Source organism: Virgisporangium ochraceum (assembly GCF_016863655.1).
In the GTDB taxonomy this organism is placed as follows: domain Bacteria; phylum Actinomycetota; class Actinomycetes; order Mycobacteriales; family Micromonosporaceae; genus Virgisporangium; species Virgisporangium ochraceum.
Map to the genome: position 1 here is coordinate 74079 of NZ_BOPH01000105.1, position 16249 is coordinate 90327.

Sequence of the window (16249 nt, forward strand, 5' to 3'; positions counted from 1 at the left end):
GATGCTCTTTGGTGAGCGTGGCCCGGCTGGGGCATTGAAATGCAAACCCAGAGCGGTTCAGGTTGGGCAGGTCAAACCCAGTCCCAGAGTTGATTGGTGGCGTTGGGGATCCAAGGCCACATTTGAGCTCTTACGCCGTTGTTGTAGCGGTCGGGTCCTGAAATGTCGACGTCGATGACGTAGGTGGTGTTGGCCAATGGGCTGAGATCGAACTTGTCTCCCGGTCCTGTCAAGGTCCAGATCGCGTTGGCATCGAGCCAACTCGGATCGCAGTCCCATAGCTGAACCTTGGCTCCGTTCGGAAAACTGCCGCCGCTGTTATCGGCGTTGAGGCAGCGTCCGAAACGTTCATTTACGACGTGGTACCAGCCGTATCTGCCGGGCACTGGAACAAATCTCCACTTCTGGTGCCGGCCATTGTTGCTGATGTTGCAGTCCCAGAGGTGAACTTTATTCCCATTTCCACCGCCGCCCGTGAGGTCAGCATCGAGGCACCTCTGGTTGAAGTGACTCTTGATCCAGACAGCGACGGAAGGTGGCTCGGCGGCCCGAGCCGGATCCCCGTGCGCAATGACGACGACGCCGGTGGTGACGAGCAGGAGACTTGCGGCCATCGCGACGGTTCTGAGACGCATCAGGTTCCCTCCATCAGGTCATGCCGAACCGCTTCGGAACCACACCGAGCGTTCCCGCTTCCCGTGGACGCGACAAGGCAAGTGGTAGGCAACCCATCGGCAACTGCTGGTCGGTTGAATCTGACGGCGGCGGCCAGCTTCCTGACCATCGCGCCGGCAACCAGGGCGGTCGCCGCCGGCAGGTTGAACAGCGCTGTCCCGGCGGAGCCCGGGTCCAGGTCGTGAAAGACCCCGAGTGGGACGGCGGCGTTCTTGCCCTGGGCATCCGTCGGTCAATGGGCCTCGTCGGCGAGGATGGGTTCTGCCCACGCAGCGTGGGTGAAATCCCATGTCCACGTGATCTCGGCGGATGGGTCTGCCGACTCCCGTGCCACAAGTAACTGCCGGTGACGTCAGGCTCTGACTGCTGCCCAGGCATCGAAGAAGCCAACCAGTGGCGGGGAGAAGTACGCCTCTTCGTCCGCCCAGATCCGTTGGTATCCCATGTCGATGATCCCGGGGGCGTTGTCGCGTAACGCCCGGGCGGTCTCGCCCGGGATGCAATTGCCGGTGACGTCGAGCCGGCGAAGATGGCTGAAGGCCTGCCAGCGGTCGTGCAGCAGCGTCGCCTCGGCCGCGCCCAGCACACCGAACCGCAGGCTCAGCGACTCCAACCGGGCGATGAGCGGACTGTCGGCGAGCACCTCGATCAGTCCTTCGTCCAGGTCGCACACAACAACGAGATGTCGCAGGTTGGCAAACCCGGTACTGGTAAGCAACGGAACCAGGTCCTGTGCCGAGCCATCCCATTGGTACCGGAAAGCTCCGAGCCACAGGTCGAGCGACTCCAGCCGAGGGAATGAGCCCGCGCCGAGATCGGCGACCAGCGCCGGATCCAGCGCCGTGTCGCGCAGGACCAGCCGACGCAGATTTCTCATCTCCGGAAGCGGACCTGTCCGCTCGACGGCACTGCATTGGACGACCAGCGTCTCGGACTCCGGCACCGCGTCGAGTAGCTGATCGAATCGCAGGTTCAGGCTCCACGACGATCCGTCGCGCCACCGTTCGTCAGGAATGTGGGAACCGCGGTCGAAGTCGGGAAAGGTGAGGGCACCCAGGCCCAGGTGCCGTATCCGCGGCCGGTGCCGGGCCAGCACGTCCACGACCCCGTCGAACCAACCGTGGTGCACACGGCTGGTCGTCACCAGGAACTCCGTGAGGACGCGCCCAGGGTTGGCGCGCAGCCAGCCATCGACGGCGGCCGCGCAATGATCGTCACTGACTTCGTGGCCGTTCACGATGCCCGACCGACCACACTCCAGCGTCAGATGCAACTTCGTGTTCAGGCTGCGGTCGTCGACGTAGACGACGTGGTTGCACTCGAACACGCCCCAGAACCTATCGGGCGCTGCCGGCGCACTGTTCGTCGAGGGCCGCAGCCGGCCGCTTCCAACGCCTCATCGACCGCGTGAGTGAACAACCTCGCCGGCTGCCCCGACACCCGAACACGTGGGGAAGCCCGCGATCAGGGTCCGGATCTCTTGGGAGATCCGGTCGGCTCGACGTCCCCACCGGCACCGATGCCGGGGGCATCTCATCGCAGCACCCCTCTGGCCGATGCAACATGAGTCCACCGGCATCCCGCCGGAGGCCCTCGACCTGCTCGACGGCGTGGTGGAGACCGCCCCCGCCACTCGCGGCAATGAGGGCGTCGAAGTGATCAGAACGGCCGCGCTGTCCGCGGCAGATCCGCGCAGCCGATCGATGCGCACCGGCGGACCGCTGTCATCTCTCTGAAATGCCGATGTCAGCAGCCGCCTAGGATATCGACGTGCGGCTCATGCTCACCGGCGCAACCGGCAACGTCGGCTCGCGCACCCTGCCGGCCCTGCTCGCCGCAGGCCACGACGTTCGGTGCCTGATTCCGGACACCCCGGCCCAACGCCGCGCAGCGCGCCGCCTGCCGCGCGATGCCGAGCTGCGTTGGGGCGATGTGCGCGACGCTGCCGCGGTACGCGACGCGTGCGAAGGCGTCGAGGCGGTCGTCCACCTCGCCGCGGTCATCCCACCAACCAGCGAGGAACAGCCCGACCTCGCCCGCGAGGTCAACGTCGGCGGTACCGTCAACGTCGTCGCCGCCCGGCCGCAGCGACTGCTGTTCGCCTCCACCCTCGACGTCCACGGCCGCACCCAGGACCGCCCGCCGCCGCGGAGGGTCGACGACCCGCTCGTCGCGACCGACGCCTACACGGCACACAAGATCGAGTGCGAGAACCTCGTCCGTGACAGCGACCTCGAGTGGTGCATCCTGCGCCTGGCCGACGTGCCGGTGCTCGGGCCGCGGCCACCCCACCCGATCATGTTCGAGATCGGGCTGGACAACCGGATCGAGTCTGTCCACGTCGCCGATGTCGCCACCGCCATCACCAACGCGCTGCACACTCCGGCCGCATGGGGCCGCACGCTTTTCATCGGCGGTGGACCGACGTGCCAACTGACCTACCGGGAGTTCCTCACCCGGATGTTGGCCGCCTCAGGTCTTCCGCCACTGCCCGACTCCGCGTTCAGCACCGCCGAATATGTCACCGACTGGCTCGACACGGTCGACAGCGAGGCGCTGCTGCAGTACCAGCGGCACACGTTCGACGACATCCTCACGGCAGTCCGGGCCGGCCTGGGCTGGCGGCGCTACCTGGCCAGGCTGGCCAGCCCCATCGTCCGCGCATCGCTGCTGCGCATGTCGCCGTACTACAACTCGGCCCAGGTGCAGTAGCGGCCCCGAAGCGTCGGAGCCCGCGGCATCGAGCTCCCTACCGCCTGCGGCAGTCCGGCCTGCGTGCCACGGTGGTCCGCCCGACCGCCTTCATGGAGAGCTTCGCGCTCGTACCGATGTCCGTGGAGGACGGCGAGTTCGTGCTGACGATGCCGCTGCTGGACGGCGTCGGCCTCAAGCTGGTCGCGCTCAGATCGCCGTCGCGTTCGGCGCCCACGCCGGGCTGCCGGCACGCTACGAGGCCTTGCCGCTGGACGTCGTCAGCGACGCCGAGAACCGGGCGATGTTCAGTTGGTTCGCGCAGGCGGCCACGTATCCGGCAGACCTCGCAGCGGTGAGGGAGATCGAGCCGACCGTCTGGGGTCTGCCCGAATGGATCCGCGCCTCCGGATGGACCGCGCCCGCGGACAGCGGCCGTCGCTGAGCAGCACATGGGAGCCGCGTCGCCTGCCCGCCCACGCCGCTCGAGTGCCGCATGATTACTCGGCCGTCTCCCCCAACCCGGGCTGCCGACGCGTGGATCGTCGACCCACCGGACGTGGTGTGGACCCAGCACCGGACTCGACCTGGCCATCTGCAAACGAATCACCGGACGCCACGGCCCACGCCCGCAGGCACCTGTACACCTCGACGAAAGTCGCCATGCAGCGGCTCCCTTGTCCCCGGGGCGATACCATAAGATGTGCGGCTTTTGCGATGCCTGATGTATATCGTGGCTGTTTCGACCGCATTCGGGAGCGGCGGATGTGACCGGGTCGCGGAGCAGCCCGGCTCGCGCATCGCCGGTGTCGACGCGCTCCCCCTGGCTGCCGCCGGACCGTCGTGGGCGCCTGCACCACAGGAGGTTGACGGGCTGACAGTGCTCGCGCGGGCGGACGCGCAGGGATTCGCGCTGTCAACCCGCCATGGCGCGGTGCGGTTCCTGTCCGGTGTGAACCTCGGCAGCACGACGCCCGGTCACCAGCCCGGCGAGCTCGCCATCAACGCGGATGACTACCACGCGTGGTTCGCCGCGATGGGTCGGATGGGCGTCCGGGTGGTACGGATCTACACGATCCATCCGCCGGCCTTCTACCGCGAACTGGCCAGCTACAACCTCGCCAACCCCGATGCGCCGCTGTACCTCGTGCACGGGGTGTACTTCCCGGACGAGAGCTACGTCGACAAGCAGAATCTCTTCGACGCCGCCGTGACCACGGCGTTCCGCGACGAGTTGACAGATGCCGTGCAGGCGGTACACGGCGACCTGCAGCGGGCGCCGATGCGGGGGCGGGCCAGCGGCGCGTGGGACACCGACGTCTCCGCGTGGCTGGCCGGATGGATCGTGGGCGTGGAACTGGATCCGGACGCCATCGCGGTCAGCGACCGCCGCAACGCCGCAGCCCCGGGATTCACCGGACGGTACTTCGGCGCTCTCCCCGATGGCTCGCCGACCGAGCGGTGGCTGGCGGCGCGGATGGATGAGCTGGCCACCGCCGAGGCGGCACACGGGCGGTCCACCCCGATCGCGTTCACCAACTGGCCGACGGTCGATCCGCTGGTCCACCCGGACGAGCCCCTCAGACAAGAGGACCTCGTCGGCGTCGACGCCAACCACATTCGCCCCACCACGGACTGGCCGGCAGGCACGTTCGCCAGCTACCACGCCTACCCGTACTACCCGGACTTCCAGCGCCACGAGCCGGCCCTGCAGGCATTCAGCTACCGCGGACGCAGCGACCCGTACGCCGGGTACCTCGACGCCCTGCGCCGCCACCACACCGGCATGCCCGTGCTGATCACCGAGTTCGGCGTACCGTCTTCGCTCGGCTCCGCGCACAACGGTCCGCTCGGGCGCAACCAGGGCGGCCACGACGAGCGCGCGGCGATGAACACGACAGCCGAGCTGCTACGGATGATCAAAGATCTGGGACTCGCCGGCGGACTCGTGTTCGCATGGACCGACGAGTGGTTCAAGTTCACCTGGAACACCATCGCCCACCAGATCCCGGCCGAACGCAGGCAGCTCTGGCACGATCCACTCACCAACGAACAGCATTTCGGAATCGTCGCGATGGACCCCACCGGTGCGGTCAACCCGGACGAGCGCACGCTGCCCGGCGCGGACGGGGTGCAGGCAGACGCACGCGTCGACGAGGCCTACCTGCACCTGGAGATCCGCCTCGACCGGCCGATGCCGGGACCGGTCACCGTCGGGATGGACCCGCTGCCCGCCATCCGCGGCGAACCCCCACCGACCGTGACCGGCTCGCCCGCCCCGGCCGGAGCCGGCGACGGCAACGCCGACGCCGCGCTGGTGCTCGACCCGACCGCCCGCACCGGACAGGCGTGGATCAGGACCGGGCTGGACCCACTCCCCCTCGACTTCCCCGCGCCGCCCGGTGCCCGACCGGACCCGGTCGCCGGCTGGCAGCGCTACCAGCTCGTCACGAACCGGCCGCTGACGGTCCCGACCACCGGCCGGCGACTACCGATGGAGATCCTCGACGTCGGCCGACTACCGCATGGACACTGGGACCCGGCCAACCCCCACTACGACAGTCGAGCCCTATGGCACGCCGACGGTGCCGTCCTGCGCCTTCGGATCCCCTGGGCCTTCGCCGGATTCGCCGACCCCTCCTCCAAACGGGTACTCGTACCGGCGGCCATCGACCGCACAGTCACCTCGCCCGGCGTCACGATCAGCGTGACCACGGCCGGTCGCACCACCACCCTCGGCACCGTCACCTGGGACGACTGGCAACGCGTCGGCTACCGCGAACGGCTGAAGGCAGGCGCCACCACGCTACGCGACGCCCTGATCGCCACGGCCGGATGACACAACCGCGCCGGCTCCGTCCCATCCCTGGCGCCCCTGTCCACTCCGGCGTCTGCCCCGTGGTCCTGACCGCGAACTCCTTCGACAGCCTCGTCACCGACAGGCCGGTGATCCCGATCCCCCCGCTCAGCACCTCCCGCACAGGCGGTCGCCTCAGGACCGGTTCCCGGCCCCGCCGTTCACCGCTGCCGCGGTGTCACCGGGTGTCGGCCCGGACGAGTGCGTCGGCCAGCCGATCCAGGTCGGGGTGGGTCGGGCGTAGCGGGGTGAGGATGGTGTCGATGAGGCGGCGCCAGGGCCGGGGCATCGGCACGGCCGGGGCATCGGAGTCGGCCAACGTCCGGGCCAGGTCGACGAGGCGGGTGTCGGTGGGGTCGGTGGCCGCGCGGAGCAGGAGAAGTGCCAGGAGGGCCACCGGGTCGGCCCGGCCGTGGTCCCTGCCGGGTAGCCGCGCGATGTCCGGGTCCTCGGTGGCGGCCCGCCAGGCCAGCAGCTGCCCGGCCAGCTCGGGCAGGTCGCCGCCGAGGACCTGGCAGCTTTCGACGAGCTTCGCGGCGACCGTGACCAGGTCGTCGTCGCCGCCGGGCGCGATCGTCAGCAGCGTGCAGCACCAGGCCCGGGCGAGATGGTCGACGCCGGGTCGGTCGCTCCACCCGGTCAGCCGCAACGCCTCGCCCGGATCGAACGCGAGCCTCGGCGGCACCTGCCCGGACAGCCGGATCCGGACGAGGACAGGGAAGTGCAGGTGCGCCCCGAACGGGTCACTCGACGCAATGCGCAGCAACTGCTCGCGGGTGATCCGGCCGTTGAGACGGTCGAACAGCGCCGACGCCGACAAGGGCCAGCCAGGCAGCTCACGCACGACCACCCGGGTGTTCCCCGGTGCGACGAGGGCGATGTCGACCGGTACGGCGCAGAAGGCCCGCACGCAGCGCGAGGGATCGGCGCATCCGTGCCCGGGGTCGGGCTCAACGGGACCCCGAGCCGGCTGTCGCCGACTGCGGCGGTAGCCCATACGAACCAGTATCCCGGCCGACCGCCCAGCCCGGTACTCCCGCTGCGGTTGCGCGAACAGGTGACGCGGTCGTGCGGGAGCACCCGGCGAAAGCGCTACGGGACGAGGATGGCGCGCCCCCTGACCCGGCCGGCGTCGAGATCCTGGAAAGCCTCGGCGGCGGCGTCCAGTGGATAGGTGCGGGTGTGCAGGGTGACCCGTCCCGACTGTGCCAGCGCCATCAGCTCGGCCAGCTCGTTGTACGTCCCGACGATGTTGCCGATGATGTTGCGTTCGGTCGCGATGACGTCCAGCGTCGGCACGGTGAGCGTCCCGCCGTAGCCGATGACGTAGTACGAACCGGTCCGCCGGGTCATGGCGAACCCGTCCTGCTCTGCGCCCTGCTCGGCGACGAAGTCGAACACCACGTCGGCGCCGCCGCCGGTCAGCTCCAGCACCGCGTCGACGTGCCCGCCGTCGGCGGCGACGGTGTCGTGCGCGCCGATCTGCTCGGCGAGCTTGAGCGCGTCGGGGTTGCGGTCGACGACGACGATCCGCGTCGCGGACAGTGCGGCGAGGCACTGGATGCCGATGTGCCCGAGGCCGCCGGCGCCGATGACGACCGCGGTGGTGCCGGGGTACAGCAACGGAAGTGCCTTGCGCACCGCGTGGTACGCGGTGATTCCGGCGTCGGCCAGTGCGGCCACGTCCTGCGGGCGGGTCGCCGGGTCGAGCTTCACGCACGCCCGTGCCGAGGTCAGCAGGTACTCCGCCATCCCACCGTCGTGCGACAGACCCGGGAAGCTGCTGTCGGCGCAGTGCATGTCCTGGCCGGCGCGACAGGCGTGGCACAGCCCGCAGGTCGGCGTCGGGTGCAGGATCACGGTGTCGCCGACGGCGACGTTCGTCACCGCCGAACCGACCTCGTGGACCCAGCCGGCGTTCTCGTGGCCGACCGTGTAGGGCAGCGTGGGCGCCATCGCCGCCTCCCACTGGCCCTCGATGATGTGCAGGTCCGTGCGGCAGACACCGGCGCCGCCGATCTTCACCACGACGTCGAACGGCCCTCGCACGGTGGGCTCCGGCACCTCCTCGACGACAGGCTGCTGGTGGTATCCGTGCAGTCGTACGGCTTTCATCGCTCCTCCTCACCCGCGCCCGCGGTGGCGTAGCGCACCTGCAACATTCCGCGGCAGATACCGGTGTTGGCGTCCAGGCTGGTTCTGGTCGTTCGGGCCCGCCGCAGGTGCAACGGAACCGCCTCGACCGGCACCGCCGCACCGGTGCCCGGATCCAGCAGCAGCGGGTCGTCGTCGCCGGCGGGCAGCCCGAGTTCGGCCCGCCGGTGTCGCAGCCGGTCCAGCGCCGCGGTCGGTGCGACGTCCGCGATGGTCATTGTCGCGATATCGGACGCGCTGAGCCCGGCCCCCAGCAACGGCCGGCACACCTGATCCGTGCCGGCGAGCACGGCCTTGCGGAGGAAGTCGGCGCGCAGGGCGTCGAGCTCGCCGACCGCCTCACCGGCGAACGCCCGCGCGAAGCCGGCCCGGGCCGCCACGCCCTCGTTGATCGCGTCGGCCGCGAAGTGCTCGTCGAGCACCACATCGACCCGGCCGACACCGTCCACTGTAGACACCGCGTCGTAGGCGTCGGCGACCATGAGGAACGCGAAGTTCGGCGCGCAGAAGTATGTCGGCAGACGCAGGTGGACCTCTGCGTGGCCGCCGGCGGACACCTCGCACGAGGCGACGAATCCCAGCGTGGTCACCGGTTCGTCGAGCTCCGGGTCGCGCACGGTGGACAGGGCCGTGAGCACCCGGTCCCGAACGCTCATATCGACTCGACCAGCTTTGCGTCCTCGGCGGCCGCCGGTGTTCCCGCTTCCGCCGGTAGCCGGCACTCCTCCGGCACCGGGATGTCGTAGAGCGCCGCCGCGTTCAGGCCCAGGATCTTCTTCTTGGTCGCCGTGGTGACGCGCGGGAAGTCGTCGAACTCCTCGCCGGCCGGGTAGTTCCAGTCCACGAATCCCTCGACCTGCCACTGCGGTTCCCAGATGCCGTAGTCGCTGCCGAAGGTCATCTTGTCTTCGCCGACCCAGAACAACAGCTCGCCCATCACCTTCGCGAAGAACCGCGGACGCGCATGCATGAGGCCGCCGATCACCACCGACAGGCCCGCGTAGACGTTGGGCTCCTGAGTCGCCATGAAGCAGAAGTCCTCGATACGCGGCAGCCCCACGTGCTCGACGATGAAGTTCAGCTCCGGGAAGTCGGTGGCCGCGTGGTCGACGTCGGAGACGTCGAACGCGTCCTTGTCCAGCGGCCAGATCGTCGGGCCCTTGTGCAGGTGGACGTTCCTGATGCCCAGCTCCTGGCAGCGCTCCAGGTACCGGTAGGCCTCCGGGTCGGTCAGCTTCCAGCCGCGCGAGCCCTCCCGCCACTCGGCGGTGTAGAGCTTGACGCCCATGCACCCCCATCGGGCGACATTGTCCGCCAGCGTCCTGAGGCCGGCGTCGCCGTCACGGGGGTCGAAGCGGGTGTTCAGCACGAACCGGCCCGGGTGCTTCTCTGCCAGCCGCGCGTTGCGCTCGGTGGTGTTGAAGCCCTCCGTGTACCACTCCTTGAGGTACGTCGGCTGCATGATCGCCACATCGACGTGACCGGTTTCGAACAGGTCGTGCACGGTGTCCTGCTCGGAGTACTTCATGTACTTCTCCAGCGGCCACCTGGTGTGCTCCGGCCCAAGGCCGTGATAGGCGTAGAAGCACTCGATCCAGCCCTTGGCGAACTGCTCGGCACCGGGCACCCAGTTGTCCGGCGCGGCGTTCCAGTAGTGCACGTGCGCGTCGACCACGAAGAACTTCTCGCCGTCCTTCTCGTACATGGCTCCGCCTCCTCCGCTCCGGGTCATGACACCCCCTCGCCGGCGCACCGGCGGTCTCAACTTGAGACATCGACGCAGCGCTCGCCCCGGTAGCGTTCGCGCCCTAGGCTGGTCAGGACGGAGGTGCATGGTGCGGCCCACCCGACCGGGGCCGGCCGTCCACACGAACGGCGACCGGCTCGCAGAAGCGCGCGAGCGGTTCCTGACGACGGAAGCCGTCGATCCGGACCAGGTTCGCGACACGATCATGGCGTCGTGGCAGCGGTCGCGGCACTGGAACGTCGCGGCCGACCGCATCCAGCTGCGCTACGTCCGCGATCCCGATCTCGACAGCCCGTTGATCCGCAGCGCCCTGCCGGTGCTGCGCGGGCTGCGTGAGCATCTCGACGGCCAGCCGATCAGCCTCATCCTGACCGACCCGGCGGGCCTGGTGCTCACCCGGATGACCGGCGACGCCGAGTTCGAGCGGCACCTCGACCGGGTGCTGCTGGCGCCGGGGTTCAGCTACGCCGAGGAGTGGGTGGGTACCAACGGTATCGGCACGGCGCTCGAAGGTGGCCGGCCGATGCACGTCTTCGGGCACGAGCACTACGCGGAAAACCTGGAGAACCTGGCCTGCGCCGCCGCGCCGATCCACCACCCCATCACCGGCAAGACCGTCGGGGCGGTCAACCTGACCTGCTGGTGCCGCGACGCCGGACCGCTGCTGATCGCGTTGGCCAGGACCGCCACGGACCAGATCCGGCAGGCGCTGCTCGCCGACAGCGGCGCCGGCGAGTTCGCGCTGACGCGGGAGTACCTGCGCGCCTGCCGGCGGGGCGCCGGCCTCGTCGTCGCGTTCAACGACGACATGGTGATGATGAACGAGTCCGCGCGCCGGGTGCTCGACCCGGCCGCGCAGTCGGTGCTTCTCAGTCACGCCGCCGAGACCCTCGCCGCCGGGCACTCCGCGACGTCGGTCGTCGACCTGCCCAACGGCTCGACAAGCCAGTTGCAGTGCCGGCCGGTGCACGCCGAGGGACGCCTCGCCGGCGGCATCCTCCAGGTCAAGCTGATCGACCCGCCCGGGGCGCCGGTGTCGTCGCCGCATCACCCGCCGCTGCCCGGTCTCATCGGATCTGGATCTTTGTGGACGCGCGCCGCGCAGCTTGTCGACGCGGCCTGCGCGGCGCGGGAGTGGCTCGTCGTCGAGGGCGAGCCGGGCGCCGGCAAGCTCGCGCTGGTGCGGGCCGTGTACCAGCGCCGCCGTCCGGGAAGCCGGATCGCCGTCCTCGAGGCCGGCCCCGACCTACCGGACGCGGTCCGCCGGGAGGTGACCGACGGCACCGGCGCGCTGGTCGTGCGGCACATCGACCGGCTCGGCCCCGAGCAGGCCACCAGCCTGGGCGAGGTGCTGGCGTCCGCGGCCGACGTGTGGGTCGCGGCGACCGGCGGTCCGGGCGGGAACCGGCTGACCGCCCTGCTCGACCTGTTCCCTCGGACGGTGGAGGTGCCACCGCTGCGCTACCACCCCGAGGACCTGTCCGATCTGGTGCCGTTCCTGCTGACCCGGCTGGTTCCGGACGGCCGCCTGCACTGCTCACCGGAGGCGATGCAGGTGCTGATGCGCTACACCTGGCCGGGAAACACCGAGCAGCTGTGGCAGGTGTTACGAAAGGTGGTGCAGCACCAGCGCACCGGCACCATCCACCCCGACGACCTGCCGCCGGAGTGCCACACGGTCAGCCGGCGGCTGCTCAGCCCGCTCGAGTCGCTGGAGCGCGACGCGATCGTGCAGAGTCTCCGCGACGCGGACGGCAACAAGAGGAAGGCCGCCAAATCGCTGGGGGTCAGTCGTGCCACCATCTACCGGAAGATCCACGAGTACGGCATCGTCGCGCCCGCGCCCTGACGGAGCATGAATGATTGCTGGTCACGACGCCGGAGCTCACCTCAGAGATCCTCTCGATCCGCGACATGAGTGTGCACGTGATCGTGGCGAATGGTGGCGTGGTTTATATGCATGACGCGTGAGCCGGCTGGTTGCGATCATGTGACCGTGACCATTGACCCGCTGCTCGACCGAGCCCGACACATGTGGGTTGGCCTGGCCGGAACTGCGGTCGCTTTCAGAGCCGGGGCTGTCGATGTGGCAGTGTCGCCGAGATCGTCGCTGTGTCCTGCCGGCTGGGTGGGCATCGTCTCGCTGGGAGACGCGGTGATCGCCACCGCCCCCGATGACCATCTCGCCGGGATCGTTCGGCGTGTCCTCGGTGGCCTGTCCCCCACCGCGATCACCGATCCTGCCGTGGTGCGCGACGTGTTGCCGGTCGGTCAGATGCTCGGACCGGCGACGTTGGCCTACTGCGACACGGCCGGATTCCGTCCAGCCGGCTCCGAGGCCGTCGAGGCGATCCCCGCGGGTCATGCCGACCTGACACGTCTGCTCTCGCGTGTACCGACCGAGGACGCCGACGAGTGCGGACTGGCCGACATCACCTCGAGGGCGTTCGTGGTACGAAGCGGAGCCGAGGTCGTGGCCGCGGCGGGCTACGAGATGTGGCCCGGCGATGCCGCCCACATCGGTGTCCTGACCGCGCCGGCCCACCGCGGACGGGGACTCGCACGTGTCGTCGCCACGGCAGCTGCCGCCGACGCGCTGGAATCCGACCTGCTTCCGCAGTGGCGGGCCCGTATTCCGGCATCGCGTCGAGTCGCCCGAAGGCTCGGCTTCCAGGAACTGGGTCGCCAGTTCAGCATCCGCGTCGTAACGGACCCACGCACCGACGACGCGATCCCGCGCGGCGCTGTGCCCGATGAGGCGTGATCCGACCGGATAGCCGCGAGCGGTGCCCTGGCGGGCACCGCTCGCGATCTTCAGCGGACCGGATCGAGGTTGACGGCCCCGGCGTTGGCGCGCCGGACGCGGCGCCCGGCGCCGAGCCGGTGGCCGAGCATGATCAGGCCGAAGCCGGCCAGGTAGAGGACGACGTTGACAGCTGCGTAGCCGACCACGTTCGAGTAATTCGAGCTCGGGAACGGCCCACCGAACGCGGCCGTGCTTCCGCCTGCCCAGTCGGTGACGAGACTGAGGGTCTGGAAGGTGAACAGCGGGCCGAACGCCGCGATATACGCGATGACCGCCGTCGTGCGGTTGGCGAGGAAGTAGCCGAGTGGGAACGAAACGAGCAGGACGAAGATGAGGTTCATCGGGGCTCCTCGGTCGGGTATCGACGACGGCGTCCACCGTCGCGCACCCGGCGAGCGCCGGCATCCAGGCGAGCACCGGATCCCGGCAAAGTGCTGGCACGGATGCGCCGCGGCGCTCCTCCGTTCGATCATTGAGCGGTGACGGTCCGGTGGCGCGTGGCCGCGCTGGCTCCGGCGCTCGGTCTGGTGGTCGGCGCGGCGCTGGTGGCCGCCGCCGCCCTCGACGGCGTGATCGGCGCGGCTGACGTCGCGGTCACCGTGGTGAGCGCGCTGCCCGCCGTGGGGCTCGGGCTGCTGGTGCTCGCCCGACGACCGGACAGCCCGGCCGGTCCGGTGCTGTTGGCGCTGGTCGCCGCGCCGGTCCTCACGTACGGCGTCGAGCGCTGGGCCCTGACCGCGGACTCGGCAGACCCGTGGTGGGGTGCCGAGGCGGTCGCCGCCGCCGGTATCGGCATCTGGGTCTTCAACCTGGCCGGGTTCGTCCTGCTGTGCCTGACGTTCCCGGACGGGCTGCTGCCCGGCCGGTGGTGGCGGGCCATGCCGTGGCTGTGGCTGCTGGCCGCGCTGGCCGTCATCGTCGCCGCGGCCGGCTCGCCGGACGACCCCGCCAAGCCGCCTCCTGTGTCGATCTACTTCGCGCTGGCGCTGTTCCTCGCCGCACTGCTCGGCGTGCTCGGTTCGCTGGTGGTCCGCTACCGGCACGGCAACGAACTGGTCCGGCAGCAGTTGCACTGGCTTCTGCTCGGCGCGACGTCCGTGCCGGTGCTCCTCGCGGCCGGCTGGGTGGCCGAGGTGTTCGGCGCGTCGACGGAGGTGGCCTACACCGGCTTCATTCTGGCGATGGTCGTGGCGGTGCCGGCGGCGGTGGCGACCGCGATCCTCCGGCACGACCTGCTCGACATCGACCGGCTGCTCAGCGACACCACCGCCTGGCTGCTGACCACGCTGGTGTCCGCATGCCTGTTCGCGTTGGTCGTGGTGGGCGTCGCGGAACTGAGCCGCGACGCGGCCGGATCGCCGACCGGGATCGGTGTCGCCGCCTTCGTGACCGCACTGGCACTGCTGCCCCTGTACCGGCGGACGCACACGGCCACGGCACACCTCTTCGACCGGGAGCGCACCGTCACCATCGAGGCCGTGCGGCGGTTCGTCCAGCAGGTTCGCGACGGCCAGTCGGAGCCGGAGGACGTGGAGGCGGTGCTGCGCCGGGCCCTCGACGACGAGAAGCTGCGGGTGCTGCTCACCGCGCCGGGTTCGGGAGAGCGGGTCGACCTGCGTGGCCTGCCGACCCCGTCCCCCGCCGCCGGGACGGTGGTGCCGTTGAGCGCGCGCGAGGCCGAGGTCGCCGTCATGGTCCTCGGGCGCACGTCCCGGCGCAGGCTGCGTCTGGCGCGGGAGCTTGCCGTCGAGGCCCGGCTGCCGATCGAGGTGAGCCGGCTGCGGCTCCAGCTGCGCACGGCGCTGGCGGACGCGCGGGACAGCCGCGCCCGCATCGTCGAAGCCGCCACCGAGGAGCGTCGCAGACTCGAACGCGACCTCCACGACGGCGCCCAGCAACGCATCCTCGCCGTCGGCATGCGGCTCCGGTCGGCGCAGCGTCGACTGCCTCCCCAGGACCCGGCCTACGAGGACCTGGACGCCGCGGTCGCCGCGCTCGAGGCGACCGTGGCGGAGCTGCGCCGGCTCGCACACGGCATCCGGCCCAGCGGCCTGGACGACGGGCTGGAGACCGCCATCCGGTCGCTGTTCGCCGGTAGCCCGGTGCCGGTCGAGGTATCGGTGGCCGACGTACAGGTGAACGAGGCCGTGGCCACCACGGCCTACTACGTCATCGCCGAGAGCTTCACCAACGCGCTCAAACACGCACAGGCGCGCGCGGTCCGCGTGACGATCGCCCCGGAGGGCGGGCGCCTGGCCATCGAGATCGCCGACGACGGCCGCGGCGGCGCCCGACCCGGCTTCGGGTTGAGCGCGCTCCATGACCGGGTGGCCGCGCTCGGCGGGAGCGTCGACGTGGTCAGCCCCGACGGCGGCGGCACCTCGATCCGGGTGGTGTTGTGATGCGTGTGGTCCTGGCCGAGGACTCGGTGCTGTTCCGGGAGGGCCTGCAACGGCTGCTCATCGAGGACGGCCACGAGGTGACAGCGGCTGTCGGCGACGCCGACAGCCTGGCGGCGGCGGTCCGCGCGGAGCTACCCGACCTGGTGATCGCCGACGTCCGCATGCCGCCGCGAATGACCGACGACGGCGCCCGTGTCGCCCGCGAGCTACGGGCCGAGTTCGCATCGCTGCCGATCCTGCTGCTGTCCCAGCACATCGAGACGCACCAGGTCGTCGACCTCGTCGCCGCCGGGTCGTTCGGCTACCTGCTCAAGGACCGGGTCCTGCGTTTCACCGACTTCCTCGACGCCGCGCGCCGCGTGGCCGACGGCGGGTCGGCGCTCGACCCCGCGATCGTCGGGGCGCTGATGGCCCCGGTCCGGCGCAACGACCCGCTGCTGGAGCTGAGCGCGCGGGAGCGTGAGGTGCTGGCCCTGGTCGCCGAGGGCCTGTCGAACGCGGCCGTCTCCGCCCGTCTCCAGATGTCTGAACGCACCGTGGAGACGCACATGCGATCGATCTTCCAGAAACTGCGACTGGTGGACTCGCAGGACACGCACCGCCGAGTCCTCGCCGTCCTCGCTTACCTGACCCGCTGACATCCACTGCCGTAGGGGGGCGCGTCGGAGCATCAGGCACTGCCCGCGCGGCCCATTGCCAGCCCGCGGCGGTGCCGTCCTATCCGTGAGCGTTACCAGGACCGATGGGGGAACCATGCCACGCTCCACGTCCGTTGCCGTCGTCGGCGGTGGGATCGGCGGGCTGACCGCGGCGCTCGGGCTGCTGCGGGCCGGATTCGACGTGCGGGTCTACGAGCAGTCCCGTGCGGTGACGGCGGTGGGCGCCGGAATCCAGTTGGCGCCGAACTCCGCACGGAT

Annotated in this window: 14 protein-coding genes and 1 pseudogene; 8 read left to right on the forward strand and 7 right to left on the reverse strand. The window is 70.2% G+C overall.

Going from position 1 to position 16249, the window contains the following annotated elements; genetic code table 11:
• Positions 1-71: 71 nt before the first annotated feature.
• Together Voc01_RS38445 and Voc01_RS38450 are read right to left on the reverse strand one after the other, a co-directional pair.
• Positions 72-635, reverse strand: coding sequence for an RICIN domain-containing protein (locus Voc01_RS38445; RefSeq protein ID WP_203932612.1), 564 nt, complete (start codon positions 633-635; stop codon positions 72-74).
• 392 nt (positions 636-1027) lie between these two features.
• Positions 1028-2002 carry a hypothetical protein gene (locus Voc01_RS38450; protein WP_203932613.1) on the reverse strand — a complete coding sequence of 325 codons (975 nt, stop codon included), beginning with the start codon at positions 2000-2002 and terminating at the stop codon, positions 1028-1030.
• A gap of 452 nt (positions 2003-2454) precedes the next feature.
• Here Voc01_RS38450 and Voc01_RS38455 point away from each other — a divergent pair, with 452 nt between their 5' ends.
• The 3 genes from Voc01_RS38455 to Voc01_RS38465 all read left to right on the forward strand — a co-directional run bounded on the left by Voc01_RS38455 (position 2455) and on the right by Voc01_RS38465 (position 6205).
• Positions 2455-3387 (forward strand): NAD-dependent epimerase/dehydratase family protein, encoded by a 933-nt coding sequence (locus Voc01_RS38455; protein WP_239160814.1) that lies wholly within the window; start codon positions 2455-2457, stop codon positions 3385-3387.
• Positions 3388-3631: 244 nt separating this feature from the next.
• Entirely contained in the window at positions 3632-3811 is a 180-nt protein-coding gene (locus tag Voc01_RS38460; protein ID WP_203932615.1) for a hypothetical protein, read from the forward strand.
• 489 nt (positions 3812-4300) lie between these two features.
• Complete coding sequence (locus tag Voc01_RS38465) at positions 4301-6205, forward strand: hypothetical protein (protein WP_203932616.1); 1905 nt, start codon at positions 4301-4303, stop codon at positions 6203-6205.
• A 196-nt stretch (positions 6206-6401) separates the two neighbouring features.
• Here Voc01_RS38465 and Voc01_RS38470 read toward each other — a convergent pair whose 3' ends face one another.
• The 4 genes from Voc01_RS38470 to Voc01_RS38485 form a co-directional block, all read right to left on the reverse strand.
• A complete protein-coding gene (locus Voc01_RS38470) occupies positions 6402-7133 on the reverse strand; it encodes a hypothetical protein (RefSeq protein WP_203932617.1) in 732 nt (243 codons plus the stop codon).
• Between the two features lie 182 nt (positions 7134-7315).
• The gene (locus tag Voc01_RS38475) at positions 7316-8338 is read right to left on the reverse strand and encodes an NAD(P)-dependent alcohol dehydrogenase (RefSeq protein WP_203932618.1); all 1023 of its coding nucleotides are present in this window, start codon (positions 8336-8338) and stop codon (positions 7316-7318) included.
• Entirely contained in the window at positions 8335-9033 is a 699-nt protein-coding gene (locus tag Voc01_RS38480; RefSeq protein WP_203932619.1) for an iron-sulfur cluster assembly protein, read from the reverse strand. The genes Voc01_RS38475 and Voc01_RS38480 overlap by 4 nt, the downstream gene beginning before the upstream one ends.
• A complete protein-coding gene (locus Voc01_RS38485; RefSeq protein ID WP_203932620.1) occupies positions 9030-10082 on the reverse strand; it encodes an amidohydrolase family protein in 1053 nt (350 codons plus the stop codon). The genes Voc01_RS38480 and Voc01_RS38485 overlap by 4 nt, the downstream gene beginning before the upstream one ends.
• Positions 10083-10209: 127 nt before the next feature.
• Here Voc01_RS38485 and Voc01_RS38490 point away from each other — a divergent pair, with 127 nt between their 5' ends.
• On the forward strand, positions 10210-11973 hold the full coding sequence (locus Voc01_RS38490) for a sigma-54-dependent Fis family transcriptional regulator (RefSeq protein WP_203932621.1): 1764 nt from the start codon (positions 10210-10212) through the stop codon (positions 11971-11973).
• 147 nt (positions 11974-12120) lie between these two features.
• Positions 12121-12888 carry a GNAT family N-acetyltransferase gene (locus Voc01_RS38495; RefSeq protein WP_203932622.1) on the forward strand — a complete coding sequence of 256 codons (768 nt, stop codon included), beginning with the start codon at positions 12121-12123 and terminating at the stop codon, positions 12886-12888.
• Between the two features lie 50 nt (positions 12889-12938).
• Here Voc01_RS38495 and Voc01_RS38500 read toward each other — a convergent pair whose 3' ends face one another.
• On the reverse strand, positions 12939-13271 hold the full coding sequence (locus Voc01_RS38500) for a hypothetical protein (RefSeq protein ID WP_203932623.1): 333 nt from the start codon (positions 13269-13271) through the stop codon (positions 12939-12941).
• A 138-nt stretch (positions 13272-13409) separates the two neighbouring features.
• On the opposite strand from Voc01_RS38500, the gene Voc01_RS38505 reads away from it, so the two are divergent.
• The 3 genes and pseudogenes from Voc01_RS38505 to Voc01_RS54835 form a co-directional block, all read left to right on the forward strand.
• On the forward strand, positions 13410-15332 hold the full coding sequence (locus tag Voc01_RS38505) for a sensor histidine kinase (protein ID WP_203932624.1): 1923 nt from the start codon (positions 13410-13412) through the stop codon (positions 15330-15332).
• Positions 15332-15970, forward strand: a complete 639-nt coding sequence (locus Voc01_RS38510; RefSeq protein WP_203932625.1) for a response regulator transcription factor — start codon at positions 15332-15334, stop codon at positions 15968-15970. Before Voc01_RS38505 ends, Voc01_RS38510 begins: the two co-directional genes overlap by 1 nt.
• Before the next feature lie 115 nt (positions 15971-16085).
• Positions 16086-16224 (forward strand): annotated as a pseudogene (locus Voc01_RS54835) (NAD(P)-binding protein); the annotation flags it as partial.
• Positions 16225-16249: the final 25 nt, after the last annotated feature.